Here is a 17126-nt window from a genome sequence, read left to right on the forward strand (position 1 = left end):
GCATCACGAATGGCATTGGCGAAGCCTTGCAAAGCAATATCGCTCCTTATACAAAACTGGCATCGGTGTGTGAACTGAAAGTAATCCTCTACGAATGCTGCTTGACGAGGATTCGCAGGCAAAGTATCTGGTCAATCTTCTTCAGGCAGCCGAGCATGACGTAGTTACGGTGAATGCAGCAGATTTGACGAATCGCCCCGAATCAGTTGTGCTGGACAGGCACTCAAAAAAACTGGCGGCAAAGCTGGCGATCGCCCTGCTCTAAGTTTGGATAGGTTCTAAAGTAATCCCGAAGCCAAGTGCAGCCGTAGCGCATCAAGTCTAGATCCAGCAGAGAATCCATTTTCCAGATAATGGCCACCCGGTCTTCTCCACCCGATGTCACCGTTTTGCCATCGGGGCTAAAGGCAATTGATCGCACGCCCGAATTGTGCCCTTGCAGCTTCAGCAAGCGACCAGTCGCTCGATTCCACAGGATCACGGTGTTGTCCATGTTGCCGACCGCCACTTGCTGACCGTCTGGACTAACGGCCACTCGCGATAGTCCTAGCCCATCTATCTCAACCGTTTCTAGTAAATCTCCAGCACGACTCCATCGCCTAATCTTGCGATCGCGCCCCGTAGACACCAGCCAATTTCCATCCGGGCTAAAGGCCACCCCCCATACGGCTCCCTTGTGGTCTTCCAGAGTTAACTGTGGTTCAGGGGTTAGTTGCCCATCCGGCTCCAAACCCCAAACTTTAACCGTGCGGTCTATAGCCGCCGTCGCCACCTGCTGACCGTCGGGGCTAAAGGCGACGCTCCAAATCCGCGATGCTGGATGCGCCAGGATCGACTGGTATGACTGAAACGAACCACTTGTCTGGCGCGTCCAGATCCGCAGGGTGCCGTCGTCTCCGACGGAGGCAATAAACTGACCATCCGGGCTATATTGCACGCTCATAATCGCAGCCGTATGGCCTGAGAGTTGGGTCGTGGTGCGGCTTTGTAGGTCAAGTAAGTAAAGATTGGTATCTGCACTGCCCAGAGCCAGGGTTTTGCCATCCGGGGCAAATGCGCCAGCATTCAGCCGCTCTGGCAATCTAAATTGATTGACTAATGCCCCATCCGATCGCCAGAAGCGAACCTGCGTTCCAGAGATAGTCGCAAACAAAAGTGGCTCTCCAGGTGCTTGAGGCTGATAGGCAACTTGACTCACCACTTCTGGTAGCCCACTCAGGGGGATTGAAAGAGACGACGGTTTCCATAGCTTGACTTGTCCATCTTCTGATGCGGAAGCAATGGTTTGGTTGTCAGCCGCGATCGCCACACTCCGAACAACTGCCTGATGGCCTTGAAACGTTCTCAACGGGGTTCCGTTGCTCCGCCAGAGCTTGACTGTCCGGTCGGCGCTGGCAGAGGCGAGGGTTCTGCCGTCGGCGCTAAAGCGGACTTGCAACACTTCGGCTTCGTGACCGTCTAACGTTTTGGAGAGGCGACCGGTCCGACTCCAAAGCCGGATTTGACTATCCCCGCTGCCCGTGGCAATCACTTGCCCATTCGGGCTGTAGGCAACGCTCCAGACAGGCGCATCGTTGACCTGGATGGTACGAATCAAGGTGCCATCCACCGTCCAGAAAGTCAGTTTTCCGTCGGTGCTGCCCGACACAATTTGCTGCCCATCGGGGCTAAACACGGCCTGCCAGGTGGCCGCATCGTAGCCCGTCAGGGTGCGAACCAGGCTACCGTCGGCAACGCGCCAGAGCTTGAGCGTGCGATCGCCACTCGCAGACACCAAAAGGCGACTATCCGGGCTAAACGAAATGTTCCACACCGGGGCAGTGTGCCCTTTCAGCGTTAAGCCAACGGAGCCATCCAGCGTCCACAGTTGAACTGTGCCGTCCACATTGGCCGCCGCCACCAACTGGCTGTTGGGGCTAATGCTAACGCCGTGGGGCGTGGCGCTGGTAGACAGGGTGTGAACCAGGGTTCCGTCGGGCTTCCAGAGCTTGACCGTGCGATCGGTGCCCCCCGATGCAATCCACTTGCCATCGGCACTCTGATCGACTGCCAGGACTCCCCCCTGATGACCAACCAGGCGATTCGTTTCATCCGCACCTTGAACCGCTTGCGCCAAAACCTTGTCAGTTTTCTCATCCAGGCCTTGGCGCAGGGTCGGGTCGAGAAATAGCAGCGAGTGAAATTTGTGACGCGCCTGAATCGCCTGGAGCAGCGCATCGAGCCGCTGGTGTGAGGCGTAGTTGCCCTGAGACGCCGAGGCGATCGCCCGCACCTCGCTCACTGCCGACCGCTGATAGGCACTCAGCGCCGCCAAACTAGACATCACCGCAGCGCATAGCGCCATACTCATGCCCACCAACAATTGCCGCTGGCTGCGAGAACTCTGGCGCTCTAGCGCTAGCCGCGCTTCCACTTCTTGCAGCCGCTCGGCTTCGAGCTGCTGTTGCATAATGCGCCGATCTAGCCCCTGACTCGCTGCCAAAAATTGATAATCTAAATCGCTTAGACGTTTACCCTGAGCCCAATCTACGGCCGCCTGGAGCGCCTGCCCCCGCAGCAGCCGCGATTCGTCCTGAAAGCCAGACTCTACCCAGGCATTGAGGGATTGGGCGTAGGGGCGCAACCGATCAAGCTGCGTATTCACCCAGGTTTCGTCAAACACGGCTCTGTAAATGCGGTTTTTGACGCGCAGGATGCCGTTGTGCTTTTCCACCAGTCCAGACAGAAGGAGATAGGTTTGTTCGGGAGAGTCGGGTAGAGTTTGGATTTTAGGTTTTGGATTTTGGGGGATGGCCGGTTCGCGGGGCGTTTCTGCAACAGGCGAGAGCAATGGAATAGTCGTATCGGCAGTTTCTTGCTGCAAAAGCTGCTGGTAGAGGCCGAGGAGACGGCTGGCGCAATGCTCGTTAATCAGGAGGCGATCGCGGATCGTCTTCAGATGTTCTGGCTCGTCTTGCGATTCCCAGTGTTGGAGGATGCGCGATCGCACCAGTTGATCAATCCACAGCGCTTCAGTGCCCGGTGGCAGCACGAGCTTGCCCGATGGAGCCTCCAGCGCAGTCTGCACCACCAGATGGCACAGCTTTTGGGTCAAAAACGGCTGCCCATTCGTCCAACCCAAAATCGCCCGCACCACAGCAGACGGCTGGCTGACAATCCCCACCAGCCCTTCGATTAGCGGGTCAACTTCATCTGGCTGAAACCCAAATAGCTCGATCGCCGTGCCAATGTTGAACGGGGTGCGGCGCTTGTCGTCGATCAGGTCAGAGGGCGTGGCCACGCCAAACAGCGCGAAGCTCAACTGCTGAAACAGCGGATTGTGCGATCGCTGATTATAGCAATGCCGAATCCAGGCAAAGAAATCGCTCACGCCAAAGGGCAGGCTCAGCAGGCTGTCGATTTCGTCAATCAAAACTACGATGGGCTGCTGCCCCGACCGAGCTGCTAGAACATCTTCTACAAACTGGTGCAACTGCTGCACGGGCGAGAGGTCGGCGTGGTCATCCCGCCACTGCTTCAAGCTAAGCTGGCCATCCAGACCTAAGCCGTGGTGCAGGATCGTGATAATGCCGCGATACCACTGGAGCGGTGTCAGGTTTTCGCTGCCCAGTTGCGTAATGTCGAGATAGATGCAGAGATAGCCCGCTTTTTGAAGACGGGCGCTGGTGCGCTGGAGCAGCGACGACTTGCCCATCTGCCGCGAATTCAGCACATAGCAAAACTCGCCCCGACACAGCGCCTGATAAAGGTGTTCGTCGGCCTGGCGCACCACATAGGTCGGGTCGCTGGCGCGGAGACTGCCGCCGACCTGATATCTCATAGCAAGGGCGACTCAGACATAAACTGCTGCCGGAAGTATTGATGGTACAGCCGACAGCGGGACAGCACGCGATTCCCGCAGGGATCGTTTCGCGAATCGCCCTCGTAGCGCAGCAAGCCCCGGCTCTCCAGCCGATAGGCCTGGAGTGGGTCTAGCAACACGCTCTGCCCACACTCGGCCAGTGCAACGGTTCGCAGCGCCGCCAGCAGGTCTGGATGCTGCTGTATTGTTACCCAGTGTCGCCAGAGGTGGGGACGAAAAATGCCGCCTGTGGCGATCGCCCCCTGCACCAGTTGCGACAGCGACAGTCCATAGATACAGACGTGATATAGCGCCATCCGCACCAGCGCCGGATGGCCCCCAATGAGATCAATCAGTTGCTCCACTTCACTCATGCTCCAGGGCAGCCCGTGCCGCTGCGCCAGATCCAGCACTTGCTCAGCAGTAAACTCCGGCAACCGCAGCGGCAAGCCGATATTAAAGGGTGATTGGTTGATATCCAGCGCCACATACTCTTCGGTAGAATAGACCACCACCAAGCGCAGCTTTTGCAGGGCTAGATCTCGCCGCGACTCCTCATACCACGAGCGCAACAGCGGAAAAAAGTCCTGGGCAAAGGTCGTATGCTCAAAAAATCGATCGATCTCATTCAGCACCAGCACAACGGGCGCGTCGATCTGCTTGAGCAGATAGGTTTTCAGATAAAAGCTACAGCTTAGCTTGCTGCCAATTTCCTCATCCCAATAGTCTTCTAGGTTGGGCGGAATATGGAGCGCCTGCGCCAGCCGCAGACAAAAGCTCCGCAAGAACTTATTCAGGTCGTCCAGCAGCACCGAGTCAAACTCATTGCAATCTAGCGTCACCGTTCGATAGCCCTGCGCTTCGGCCACCGTCAGCAGGCGCAGCGTCAGCGAGGTCTTGCCCATGCCGCGTGGCGCACGAATCCGAACCACGCAACCGGGTTGAGAAATTTCCTGGTAGGCCAGCGCCTCAATGGGCGGGCGATCGATATAGAACGGTGAGTCGAGCGGTACGGGCCCGTCGGGGTAGGGCAGCGCTCCTGATGGCAGTGGGGCGGGGGCTACAGCAGAACTAGGCGAACTGGGAGCTGGCTGAGGAACTTGTCTAGTTTCGGTGCTGGGCAACGGAGAAGCGCTAAGGCGATTTGGCTCGTTGACAGCGTTGACAGCGTTGACAGGGGTCTCAGGTTCCGCCAAATCGTCGACGACAACATAATCCCCAGGCTGCAAATCTAAGTTAAAGCTAGTAAAGCAGAGGTGCAGCGTTCTTCGATCGAGTCCGGAGTTTAGAGACCAAAGGCGGCTCAGGGTTTTGGTAGACACCCGAATCCGATCGCCCAATTCTTCTAAGGTAAAGCGTTCACCATTATTTTCTGCAATTTCTACAGCAGCGATCGCCGCCTGCAATCGCTTCAGCCCTGCATGGGTCAGTACCACTCCTCGCCGTCGTTTCATTTTCGACTGCTTCGCTGCATCTATTACTTGAGCCGCTGCTGCATCTATGCTCATTACTCTGGCCTACCCTACTTCGCCCTCTCACGCAACGCTAGCAGTACATAAGGTTGTTGGTCTACGTTTTTCAAGTATGACCCTCAAGCATCTTTAGGCGACACCCGGAAGGTAGGTGAGCGATTGCTTACCCTATCCGCATCTCCACTTACACCCCTATGAACATTGGCACAAGCTTACGCGCATACACACATACGCCTACATACAAGGGGTTGCAAGCTCCCCGCGTCGTTTCCCCATACTGATGATACCTGCAAGTTCTTTGGGAAAGGCTCATATAAAAAGCTCAGAACCGTCCTGGTAAGTTTCCTGACTACATAACCTGACTGCATAAGTTTCCTAACTGCCCTACCTTAATTGTCTTAAATGATAGGGTAAGTTTTTTTGTCCAAATAGGCAAACTCACTTTGCCCTTTGCAATTGCTCTAACAATTAACATCGCTAGAGGGCAAGCGCCAAAAAAAACGCTTGCAATAGAGTTCATCTCTAAAGACGATTCATTCTGAAGACTGTTTAGATACCTGTCAGATACCTGTGCAGCGCTTCTGCATAGTGGCTCATGTCTCTAGTTCATCCTTCCAAAGCTTTACTTCTTTCTTCTGTAAAAGCCCCCCTTGATCCAAGCTGGTGCTAGAAGTTGTATGTACCCTGGTTTTTGGGAATAATCCCTAAAAGATAGCCTTTTTAGTAACTTAAATCACGTTTTAGCAACCTTTCACCAAATTCATCCTCCGTAAGGCTGAATTTTCTAGGATTTTTTGCTGGTTTGTTAGGTATTCACTCCGTTCGTTTACCGTTCTGTGCGACTTCGATTGCCTGGGCTACTTGCCTTAATCGTGAGTTAGGATGTCCACTCTCCTGCCACCCTTGAGGCTCTGCAGTTGATGCATCTCCAATTCGCTTAGTTTCATATTGACAGTATGCTTAGTCAGTTAACGACTTTTTTATCACCCCGGCAATATATACCCCACGGGCATTGCTATCTCTGGCAAACGCCGCTGGTTGGCCTGCATGTGGTCAGTGATGCCTTGGTGGCGATCGCCTATTTCTCCATTCCAGCGATTCTGATTTACTTCGTCCGCAAGCGCGAAGACTTGCCCTTTTCCAGGGTGTTTTTCCTGTTCAGCGCGTTTATCGTGCTGTGTGGCATTGGGCACCTGTTCGACATCTGGACGTTGTGGCATCCGGACTACTGGCTTTCGGGGTTGGAACGGGCGCTAACTGCACTGGTGTCTTGCTATACGGCGCTGCAACTGGTGGAACTGGTGCCGCAATTTTTGGCCCTCAAAAGCCCTGAGCAGCTAGAGCGGCTAAACCATCAGCTTGCTGCCGAAGTGGAGCAGCGCAAGCAGGCAGAGTCCCTGCTGGAGGAGCGCGTGCAGGAGCGCACCCGCGAACTGCTGAAAACCAACGAGGCCATGCGCCAAGAGATCGAAGAGCGCACCATTGCCGAACGCAAGCTACAGCAGTCAATTAATCGGGAACAGGCGATCGCCCGTATTGTGCAGCGGATGCGCCAGAGCCTCAGCCTCAGCCACATTTTTGAAACGACCACCCACGAACTGCGGCAAACGCTGGCGTGCGATCGCACCCTCATCTATCGATTCAATCCAGACTGGAGCGGCGTGGTGGTCGCCGAATCGGTCGCCGACGGCTGGAGCAAGATTGTCGTGCCATCAGAAGTGACCGACTACGCTTCGTCGCTTTCTTCCAGCCCGACAAACACGAATTCACCCCACTCTCACAACGCCTCTCGCAACTCTTTAGATCTATCCAGCCCAGGGGGTATAAATCAGCCTCCGGAGGCCAGCACGCTAGTCAACCAGGCAAGCTGCACCGTCAAGCAATTTGATGGCACCGAAACCCTGATCCAGGATACGTACCTGCAAAATACCGAAGGCGGCATCTATCGGCACAAGACCGGCGCTTACTGCTGCGTTCCGGATATCTACACGGCTGGCTTTTCTCCCTGCTACCTCAATGTTTTAGAAACCTTGCAGGCTCGTGCGTATACGATCGTCCCCATCTTTTGTCGCAATCAGCTTTGGGGGCTACTTGCCGCCTATCAAAACAGCGCTCCGCGCCAGTGGCAAAAGAACGAAGTGCAGATGATTCTGCAAGTTGGTAGCCAGCTAGGGGTTGCGGTGCAGCAGGCAGAACTGCTGGCCCAAACGCAGACCCAGGCAGATGACTTGCAGCGGGCCAAAGATCAGGCCGATGCTGCAAACCGCGCAAAGAGCGAGTTTTTGGCCAACATGAGCCACGAACTGCGGACTCCGCTGAATGCCATCCTGGGTCTTAGCCAATTGCTCAGCCTGGATCACAGTCTTCATCAGGACTATCGAAATGACTTGGATACCATTCAAGCCAGCGGGGAACACCTGCTTCACTTGATCAACGACGTGCTAGAGATGTCGAAGATTGAGGCAGGACGACTCACCATTCAGGAGAGCGTGGTGAACCTCCAGGATTTGCTCAACAGTTTGCAAAGTATGCTGCAAGTCCGGGCAAATGCGAAAGGGCTACGGCTCGTGTTTGAGCTAGATGCGGATCTGCCAGTGGCGATCGCCACCGATGAAGGCAAGCTGCGCCAGGTTCTCATCAACCTGCTGGGCAACGCGATCAAATTTACAGAAGAAGGCAGCGTAACGCTACGAGTTCGTGCAGTCCTGCATTCCAGCGATTTGACAGCCTCGGATTTGCTGGCGTTCTACCGTTCACCTACCGACTTGTATCTAGATTCCCTTGATGCAGCGGCTCATTCTACAGCCCATACTGAAGCCCATTCCGAAGGAGCGGCGAAGCTGGCAACGCAATCCGGACTCAGCCCAACAGCATCCCACTTGCCGTCCGATCTCGAATCAGGCAACGCTGTTGCTCAGAAGTACACGCCTATGTATCTGGTGTTTGAAGTAGAAGACACAGGCTATGGCATCGCTGAAGACGAGTTAGACCAGCTCTTCAAGCCCTTCAAGCAGACTCGCAGCGGCATGAGCGCCTCAGAAGGAACCGGTCTGGGGCTGACTATCAGCCGCAAGTATGTGCAAATGCTGGGGGGCGACATCACGGCTCACAGCAAGCTAGGGCGAGGCAGCGTGTTTACCTTCTGCATCCAGGCAGACGCGGTGGATGAATCCCTCTGCGCCCCAGAAACGATGGAGCCGAAAGGACGGGTTTTGGGGTTGGCGACGGATCAGCCCACCTGCCGCCTGCTGGTGGTAGAAGATCATCCGGTGAATCGAGATTTGTTGATCCGCTTGCTTAGTATTTATGGATTTGAGGTGCAGCAGGCGACCAATGGGCAAGAGGCGATCGCCCTCTGGAAAGCCTGGCGGCCCCACCTCATCCTGATGGATATGCGAATGCCCGTGATGAACGGCTACGAGGCAACGCGGCAGATTCGCCAGGAAGAAGAGAAACTGTTAGACACTGACCCCACCGCCGGGCGCACCTGCATTATCGCCCTCACGGCCAGCGCCTTTCGAGAGCAGCGCCAGGAAATCCTGAATATAGGCTGTGACGACTTTATCAGCAAGCCCTTTAGGCGAGAGCAAATTTTTGAGGCGATCGCCCGCCATCTCTCTGTGCGCTATGTCTACGACGATGTTCCGTCAGAATATGCAGCGGGTAGTGCCAGCACCACCCTCCCCATGCAGCTAGAGCCAGAGCAGTTTCAGTCGATTCCAGTCTCCTGGATTGTCAGTCTCCACCAGGCCGCTCTTCAGGGGAACGATCTGCGGATTTTAGACCTGCTGGGCGAACTTTCTTCCGATCAAGCCGAACTGCATCAAACCTTGTCTCACCTGGCCCAAGAATTCCAATTCGACAAAATTTTGGCGGCGACTCAGCCGCTTCTTCCCAATGCCGAATCCTAATCCCCTGATGGCTGAGACGGCTCAGCACACCAGTATGCCAGACTCTATGCCCGATTCCACTGTAGACCCGTCGTTCATCTCAGCGTCGGAGCAACCACTGGACTCGCCCCAGCCCGATCTGCTGATCGTGGACGACATCCCTGACAACATCCGCTTTTTGTCAAAATTTCTGATGGCGCAGGGCTACGAAGTCCGCAAAGCCACCAGTGGGGCAATGGCACTGCGGGCGATCGCCGCCTTGCTGCCAGATCTGATCTTGCTCGATGTCAACATGGGCGAAATGAGCGGCTATGAACTTTGCACCCGGCTCAAGACCGATCCGGCAACCCAGCACATCCCGATTATTTTTCTCAGTGCAGGCAGCGATGCCCTCGATAAGGTTCGGGCTTTCCAGGCTGGTGGTTCGGACTACATTACCAAGCCCTTCCAGCTGGAAGAAGTGCTGGTGCGGATTCAGACCCAACTCATGTTGCGATCGCTCCAGGAATCCCAAAAAATTCAAAACCAAAAGCTGCGGCAAACCCTGGAAGACCTCAAACGGGCGCAGGCAACCCTGATCCAACAGGAAAAAATGTCCACCCTGAAAAAGGTCGTGGCCGGCGTTGCCCATGAAGTCAACAATCCGCTGAACTTTATTTCTGGCAACGTCGAGCCGGCCCGCCAGTACGTGCAAACCCTCCTGGAGTTGGCCCAGCTTTACCAGCAACACTACCCAGACCCACCCGCCGCTATCCGCGACTTCCAGACCGAGGTTGATCTAGATTTTGTTGTTGATGACCTGAACAATATTTTGCAGTCGATGAAAACAGGCGCAGCCCGCATCAAAACCGTCGTGTCGGCGCTGCGTAGCTTCACGCATCTGGACGAAGCCGGCCTCAAGCGCATCAGCCTGCAAGATACGGTCGAAACGGTCTTAACCCTCCTCCGCTATCGTCTGGAAAACCGCTCCACAGACACGACCATTCAGATTCGCAAAAACTATCAGCCGATTCCCTTGGTAAACTGCTATGCCGAGCAAATCAGTCAGGCAGTTTTTAATCTATTGGTCAATGCGGTCGATGCTGTCGAAGCAAAACTAGACCTTCTGGAGAAACATCCCTCAGAGGTTCCCTACACGCCAGAGGTCGTGATCACGATTCAACAAGAGTCGGAGCGGCGCGTCCTGCTTCAGATTCAAGACAATGGCATCGGTCTTCCCCAGGAAAAGCAGAGCCGTTTGTTTGAGCCATTTTTTAGCACCAAGCCTGCGGGGAAAGGGCTGGGGCTGGGGCTAGTGACGACTCGCCGCATCATCGAGGAGCAACACTATGGGCGACTTATCTATGCCTTTGGGGATGATTGCACTACATTTTCAATTTCCATGCCCATCAGCGACCTGGCGCTCTCTCCTGTCTCTAGCCTTTAGAACAGGCACACCGTCTCAGAGAGAGCAACTTCAGAGTGCCTTCAGTTTGCAGGTTTTGCTTTGCGACGCTGGTTTTATGCCAGTGTAATGACTAATCGAACTCTTCAGCAAATGTCTTAAATGTCTTAAATATTCAGGTATTTGTGGAAGCCAGGACAGGTATCCGGCCTCAGGAGCAAGATAGAAGACAACTATACTTGACAACCTTTATCAATCTTTATTAAGTTCAATCGGAGCTTTCTGACTTCTTGCGGATCGTGGTTCATCTCTACCTAATCATCTATCGTAACATAGAGATTTTTCTATGTAGGTGACATTGCATCTTTCGGCAATGCTCAAGCTGGACAACTTAACTTTCCAAACTGCTCTGGTTTTTTTTGCCTAAAGATGAGATTTTAAGGAGGTGATTTGATCTGGAGCCGCCTTGCAAATGGGGCAGGTAGGTTCTTACGGATTTCAAGGTTCGTGTTTAGGTGTGGCTGTTTTCAGAATTGGTTCTTCTGAGCAGGTTTGACTTCTCTGTGTAGTGGTCTTTTGACGCTCTTGTAAGCAGTTTCTCAACTCTATGTCGGTTAGTTAGAAAGCAGCACGGTTCTGCCTGCGTTTGTTTGTCGTTTTGGAATTCTGAATTCAAATCAGGCATAGGTCATTTGTGCGCTGCTTAGTGCGTTTCTAGACCCTTTTCACCAGGCGAGATACATAAGCGAGATACACGAGTAAAACACGTAGTTGCTTTGGGCAAGTGTCAACGCCAGTCTGCGATCGCCCGTCGGGTTTTTCCCTTTCAAGCACTGTGGCGCAGGTCTATAGGCTCGAGAGAGTGCTGTTCCTACACAGGTTTTTGCATCAGCCCAACGGGGTCATCGTACAGGCTTAGTGCTGAGCGTCGGCAATTGAAGCGAGTGCTGGCTTGCTCTGCTGATGGAGCGCCGTGTTGCTGTACTGAAAACATGGGCTAGCCCAGCTCGGGTGCTAGCTCAGGCTTATGTAGTTGATTAATTGCGCTATGAAATGTCCCCAGTGTGGTTCAAACCAGATTCGGAAGAATGGTCATCGCCAAGGCAAGCAGAATTATCTCTGCAAGTGCTGTGGTCGCCAGTTTGTAGAGTTCTATTCCCAGCGGGGTTACTCTGAAGATGTCCGCCAGATTTGCCTGCGGATGCATCGCTCTGGTATCAACTTCCACGAGATTGAGCGGTTGACGGGCATTAATCACAACACAGTGATTAACTGGGTCAAACAGCAAGAAATGTCTTCACTGCTGAGGATGGACGACGATGCCCTGCTGAGCAGCTAGACGGCTGTCTAGGTGGCTGGCCAGCCAGATTAGCCCTGGCAGGCTCAGATTAATGACCAACAGGCGTACCAGATGAGCAGCGGTGACTAGCTCCACATCGTGCTGGAGCGAGAGGGCAATCCAGATCATTTCTGGGGAGCCACCCGGAGCCGCAATCAGCAAGCAAGTGAGCCAGTCCCAGGGGGTCAGCGCTTTGGCGATCGCCGCCGTGAGCAGCCCCGCACTAAAGGTCAGTGTGACCGGGATGATGGCCCGCGCTAGCGTGCCAAGCGTGATGCGTGGGCTGTTTGCCCAATATTCGCCAATCGTCGTGCCCAGCAAAATCTGACCCAACACCTTGAGCAGTGGCGGCAGGCTAAAGCTGGCATCAGCGCCGCTGGGCAGTCCGGCAAACCAGTCGGCAAACCAGTCGGCAAAGCCCAACGACTCGAACCCCAGCCCTACTAGGATGGGGCAAAAGAAGGTGGCGACCGGAATGTTCAGCCGCGTGCCCAATTGGGCTGCGAGGGCTGCGGCCGCCAGCACAGCGGCAAGCTCTAGACCATTGCCTAGCGTCAGCCAGTGGGCATCGGGCAATAGCGCTGACAGGGTGCTGCGTAAATCGGTTGTGTGGGGCACCTGCGCCACCAGCGGAATCACTGCAATGATCGTGGTGAAGCGCAAAAGCTGCACCAGCGAGACGAATGCGGTGTTTTTGCTATAGTCGGCAGCGATGCTGGCCATCACGCCGATATTGCCAGGGGTCGTCGCCAGTACGCCCGTGAGCAGGTCTAATTTCTCTAAGCGGGAATAGAAATAGCCAATCACCCCGCCGCTGGCCAGGAGCGCCAGCCCCAGCAGCACCAACACAGGAATTTGCGCCGACAGGCTGGATAGCGTAGATTGCCGGATGGAAAAGCCAATCGCCAGGCCAATGAGCACCTGACCAATTTTTCGCAGGGTTTTGTTGGGCAGGGCAGGCCGGTGAAACCAGGTGCGATCGCCATAAAACACCAGCGCCCCGGCTGCCACACCACCCAAAATCCACGCGCCGCCACTCAGCCCTAACCTGATGAGCGCGATTCCAATCACACCCGCCAGCATCACTTCGGCGATCGCCCGCAACACCTGAACCCCAAGGCTACTTTCTAAATCGGCGGCGATCGCCTCAATCGTGTCTTCAGGTGGATCAATCCGTGGTGCAGTCGGATCTGTCATGCAGCAAAGGCAGGAGGTGAGAGAACTCGTCCCTGGCATTGAGTGTATAGCATTCACGATCCGCCAACCCCTGGCGATTGACCGACATTTCTGAAGCCGTCTGAAGCCGTCCGAAGCCGTCTGAAGCCATCTTGAGGTTGAGAGTCAGGATGGCGACAGCAATGGGGCTATGGGCGGAGCGTCTCGCTCAGTTTGTCAGCAATTCCGGCGATCCAGATTTCGTCTTGGCGGGTATAGCTGCGGGGGGCGTTGGCGGCCAGAATCATCACGCTGCGATCGCCCATCGGCTGGCAAATCACGCCCTGGGTATTGTCGGGTAGATAGTCAAACTCAATCTTGCCGGGATAGAGTTGCAGGTTCACCAGATAAATTGGCTTTTGCGTATCTAACGCTCGCTGCACAATGGGGCCAGGTTTTTCCATGAGTTTGGGGCCCAACACGCCCCGCCGCAGCAGCACGCGCCCATCTTGCCAGACGACGAGCGATCGCGTCACCGTATTGGTTAGCAGCAGATGCGAAGCCCAGGCTAGCTCCAGCTTGGCAGCATCGGGCAAATCCTCTGCCAGGTCAAACCCTTCTTCGCCGTTGAGGATGACCGCATCGGGCGATCGCGGCTGGATGCGCTGCCACAGCAGCCCCGTGAGAATGAGCACCGCGCTCAAAATCACCCCCACCACGTCCGACCGAGCCTGAAAATCCGTCAGATTTGACGTAGCCAGTCGGTTAATCAGCAGCAGCGTGCCGCCTAGCCCGCCCACCGCCAGCGGCATCAGGCGCAACACCCGGTTTGGATCAGCCTTGCTCACAAGATTTGCTCAACGCGCAATACCTAGCCTAAAACTGCGTAAAACTGCATAAAACTGCTCTAAACTTCGCCGTCGCTCTTTTCCTGGAAGCCCCGCACAATCCGCGATAGCTCATTCTTCTCGTCTACCGAGATGCGTGTCGGCGAGCCGCTGATGATCCGCTCAAAGTTGCGGAACGAGTCCTTAATCTCTGGCCCATTCTCGCTGATGATATATTCGCGGATGCCCTTGTCATGCCAGGAGCCACGCATCTTGAACACGTTAATGGCGCGAGACATTTCGCCGCGAATCTCCACATATTGCAGCATCAAAATCGTGTCTGTAATCGTGGAAATGTGGGAATCGGTGATCGAGTGCGACCCCATGAACTGATCTGTGGTGTTGGTAAAGAAGCCCGTAATCTCCTCCTGCTTGGCATAGCCCGTCACGCCGATCACAAACTGCCGGAAGGCGTTATTGCTCACGCCCCGCGCCAGAGCGGAGAGCGAGTCGATGGCAATGCGCGACGGCTTGAACTCGGCAATTTCTGACTTAATGATTTGCAGGTGGTCTTCCAAACCTGCCGATTCGGGATAGGCGCAGATGATTTTCAGCAGGCCGCGCTGCTCCAGGTCTTCAAAGTCAATGCCCCAGGAATAGGCGTTGCGCGAAAGCTGTGCCCGCGACTCTTCATAGGCAAACAGGATGGCGCGTTCGCCGTTCTGACAGGCGTTTTGCAAAAACATGCTGACCAGCAGCGTCTTGCCCGTCCCCGTTGCGCCCGTTGCCAGGATGATCGAGTCTTTGAAAAAGCCGCCGCCACACATCGAATCCAGCGTTGCCACGCCAGACGACACGCGGGCATTGGAGGAGCGCTGAGTCAGACGCATGGCTCCCAGCGGGAAGATATTGATGCCCTGATTAGTAATTGTGAAGGGATACTCGCCCTTCATGTGGGTGGTGCCGCGCAGTTTCAGGATTTCCATTGTGCGGCGACGGCGTTCACCCTCCAGCACATTCCGCACAATGACCACGTTGTCGGACACAAACTCTTCGACCCCAAAGCGGGCAACGGGGCCGTATTCATCGACGCGCTCTGTCGTCATGATGGTGGTTGCGCCGACCTGCTTGAGGCGAGCCACCAGGCGAAAGATTTCGCGCCGCACGACCGAGACAGCGGCATATTGCTGAAACACAGCCGTTACCGAGTCGATTGAGACGCGCTTGGCTTTGTATTTGCGGATGGCGTATTGAATCCGTTCGATCAGCGCTGACAGGTCAAAGTTGCCGACGACTTCTTGCCCTTCGGGATCGGGCGAGGCATCGAGGATGAACAGCTTGCCGTCGTCGATCAGCTTTTGCAGATCCCAGCCAAAGCTGTAGGCGTTTTTAATGATGTCGGCAGGGGCTTCTTCAAAGGTGACGAAGATGCCTGCTTCGTCGAAGTGAGTAATGCCGTTGTAGAGGAACTGCACTGCAAAGAGGGTTTTGCCAGTCCCAGAGGTGCCGCTAACGAGCGTGGCGCGTCCGACCGGCAGCCCACCGTTGCTGATGTCGTCAAAGCCCTCAATCATGGTGCGAATCTTCTGGACACCCATGAGAGCCGCGCCGTTCTGCTGCTGTCCAGTCTGACTCGAATCGTTCATACCCAGATATCTACCAAAAATTAGAAAATTAGAAACTTTTAGAAACCTTGAAGACTCGAAACGAAGATTCAATGAGGTTTGCTGCTGGAATCGATGGGGACTGAGGAGGCAGCTTTAGAAGACACGGGTAGCCGTGTAGACGGGCGATGCCCCATCCCACACGCGGTCTAAAAACGCAGCCAGTCTGGTAAAAACGCAGCCAGCACCCTACAGAAATCCCAGACACTCTAGATTTCTGCTTCCTCTTCACCCAATTCATCATACAGAAGGTCAAGGCCGATCAAGACTTTTTCTCGGTCAGACAGATCGCCAATGATCTTGCGGACGGGGGGCGGCAGAATCTTAGCCAGAGTCGGCGTTGCCAGAATTTTGTCTTCTTCGGCAAGCTGGGGGTTCTTCAGCACATCAATCACTTTGAGCGCGTAGACCCCCTGAAACTCATTCTCCAGGATGTGGTTCAGGGTTTTCAGCGCCCGCACGGAGTTCGGAGTATTCCCGGCAACGTAGAGCTTGAGGATGTAGGTTTTTCTTAGGGGACTCATGGGTTGATGGGAAAGGCAATCGAATAAAGAATATTGATATAAACCTGGGCGGATAGATAGCGAGATTTGCAACGAGCCAGCAAGGTTCAGCGGGTTCAGGCTTCGCGAGGAATCGAGCGGCGATACATCTCACACAAATGGGCAATCACATCAATCAAAGTCAGCCGATAGTCAAGCAGAATTTCGTCGTTGCGTCCCTCCAGTTTGAGCTGTTTGGCAAACTCATCCATTAACTCCATATGAATCTCAACGACCTGCGCCACTGGCACGTCGGCAAAAAACGCCAGGTTCACGAAGTTATCGATTTTTTCGTTGAGCTGTGAGTCTTCTATAAAGTAGCGGAGAATGATCTCTCGGTATTCGGCCTTCAGTTGTTCCAGAAATTCCTGCCGCTCTGGGGGGGGCATGTGTCGAAGGAAGTTTGCGGAATTACGCTTGTAGTAGACCCCCAGGTATCCCAGGCGTTCGCTCAACTTCTCAGAGAGACGACGCTGCTGCTGAATCAGAGAGGAATGGGTCGCAAGCGTGCTGACCCGACTGGTGGTGGACAGAGATGGACTGGAGGGGGTCGCAGATAGCTTGAGAAATTGGTTGATCGCCTTTTCGGTTAGATGTTCTAGCTCGGAAAACTGAGTCACCGGGACGTGCAGGATCGCCGAGTGATAGGTGATGGCATCTGATTCTTGCAGCAACTCGTCGAAAATCGCATCGGCAGAAGGCACGGGCTGGAGGGGTTCTGGCTCTAGCACGATGGCAGGTAGAAAGATACTCCTCTGGCGAAGCTGAGAGAGGGCTGTTTTGAGGTCGGGGTTGTTCTCAAACAGCAGACAGTCGATCTGACGCTTTTCGCGCTGAACGTGGTCTAAAAATAGGTCGAGTTGGTGGAAAGACGTGACCTGACATCGAGAGCGATCGCCCCCGACCATCATATCGCTTTGCCAGGCCTGCAAGAGTGAAGGGAGCAGGCTCTGGGGGTAGATTAACGCGCAGAGAGAGAGCAAGGGCTTGAGTCAGGGATCGCAATGAGCAG

10 protein-coding genes and 1 pseudogene are annotated in these 17126 nt (G+C 54.7%); 4 read left to right on the top strand and 7 right to left on the bottom strand.

Annotated elements, in window-relative coordinates; translation table 11 throughout:
- Nucleotides 1–94 precede the first annotated feature (94 nt).
- Nucleotides 95–265 carry a hypothetical protein gene (locus tag IGS16_RS20100; protein ID WP_297088525.1) on the top strand — a complete coding sequence of 57 codons (171 nt, stop codon included), beginning with the start codon at nucleotides 95–97 and terminating at the stop codon, nucleotides 263–265.
- On the opposite strand, the gene IGS16_RS20105 is transcribed toward IGS16_RS20100, so the two are convergent.
- Nucleotides 224–3820 (bottom strand): AAA-like domain-containing protein, encoded by a 3597-nt coding sequence (locus tag IGS16_RS20105; protein ID WP_297088527.1) that lies wholly within the window; start codon nucleotides 3818–3820, stop codon nucleotides 224–226. The two genes, IGS16_RS20100 and IGS16_RS20105, sit on opposite strands and share 42 nt — an antisense overlap.
- Nucleotides 3817–5295 carry an AAA-like domain-containing protein gene (locus tag IGS16_RS20110; RefSeq protein WP_297088529.1) on the bottom strand — a complete coding sequence of 493 codons (1479 nt, stop codon included), beginning with the start codon at nucleotides 5293–5295 and terminating at the stop codon, nucleotides 3817–3819. Before IGS16_RS20110 ends, IGS16_RS20105 begins: the two co-directional genes overlap by 4 nt.
- 974 nt (nucleotides 5296–6269) lie before the next feature.
- Between IGS16_RS20110 and IGS16_RS20115 the strand changes: the two genes are divergently transcribed.
- From IGS16_RS20115 to IGS16_RS20125, 3 genes and pseudogenes are all read left to right on the top strand, one after another.
- Nucleotides 6270–9224: a response regulator gene (locus IGS16_RS20115; protein WP_297088531.1), complete on the top strand. Its 2955-nt coding sequence runs from the start codon at nucleotides 6270–6272 to the stop codon at nucleotides 9222–9224.
- Complete coding sequence (locus IGS16_RS20120; protein WP_297088533.1) at nucleotides 9211–10629, top strand: response regulator; 1419 nt, start codon at nucleotides 9211–9213, stop codon at nucleotides 10627–10629. The genes IGS16_RS20115 and IGS16_RS20120 overlap by 14 nt, the downstream gene beginning before the upstream one ends.
- A 1006-nt stretch (nucleotides 10630–11635) precedes the next feature.
- Nucleotides 11636–11872: pseudogene (locus tag IGS16_RS20125) on the top strand (IS1 family transposase); the annotation flags it as partial.
- A gap of 12 nt (nucleotides 11873–11884) precedes the next feature.
- On the opposite strand, the gene IGS16_RS20130 reads toward IGS16_RS20125, so the two are convergent.
- The 5 genes from IGS16_RS20130 to IGS16_RS20150 all read right to left on the bottom strand — a co-directional run bounded on the left by IGS16_RS20130 (nucleotide 11885) and on the right by IGS16_RS20150 (nucleotide 17046).
- Nucleotides 11885–13123: an AbrB family transcriptional regulator gene (locus tag IGS16_RS20130; protein ID WP_297088536.1), complete on the bottom strand. Its 1239-nt coding sequence runs from the start codon at nucleotides 13121–13123 to the stop codon at nucleotides 11885–11887.
- Between the two features lie 167 nt (nucleotides 13124–13290).
- Nucleotides 13291–13929, bottom strand: coding sequence for a cofactor assembly of complex C subunit B (locus IGS16_RS20135; protein WP_297088538.1), 639 nt, complete (start codon nucleotides 13927–13929; stop codon nucleotides 13291–13293).
- A 59-nt stretch (nucleotides 13930–13988) separates the two neighbouring features.
- On the bottom strand, nucleotides 13989–15554 hold the full coding sequence (gene kaiC, locus IGS16_RS20140) for a circadian clock protein KaiC (RefSeq protein ID WP_172356476.1): 1566 nt from the start codon (nucleotides 15552–15554) through the stop codon (nucleotides 13989–13991).
- 227 nt (nucleotides 15555–15781) lie between these two features.
- The gene (gene kaiB / locus IGS16_RS20145; protein WP_068507005.1) at nucleotides 15782–16096 is read right to left on the bottom strand and encodes a circadian clock protein KaiB; all 315 of its coding nucleotides are present in this window, start codon (nucleotides 16094–16096) and stop codon (nucleotides 15782–15784) included.
- 95 nt (nucleotides 16097–16191) lie between these two features.
- On the bottom strand, nucleotides 16192–17046 hold the full coding sequence (locus IGS16_RS20150; RefSeq protein ID WP_297088540.1) for a circadian clock protein KaiA: 855 nt from the start codon (nucleotides 17044–17046) through the stop codon (nucleotides 16192–16194).
- Nucleotides 17047–17126: the final 80 nt, after the last annotated feature.

Source organism: Thermoleptolyngbya sp. C42_A2020_037 (assembly GCF_015272455.1).
In the GTDB taxonomy this organism is placed as follows: Bacteria; Cyanobacteriota; Cyanobacteriia; order Elainellales; family Elainellaceae; genus Thermoleptolyngbya.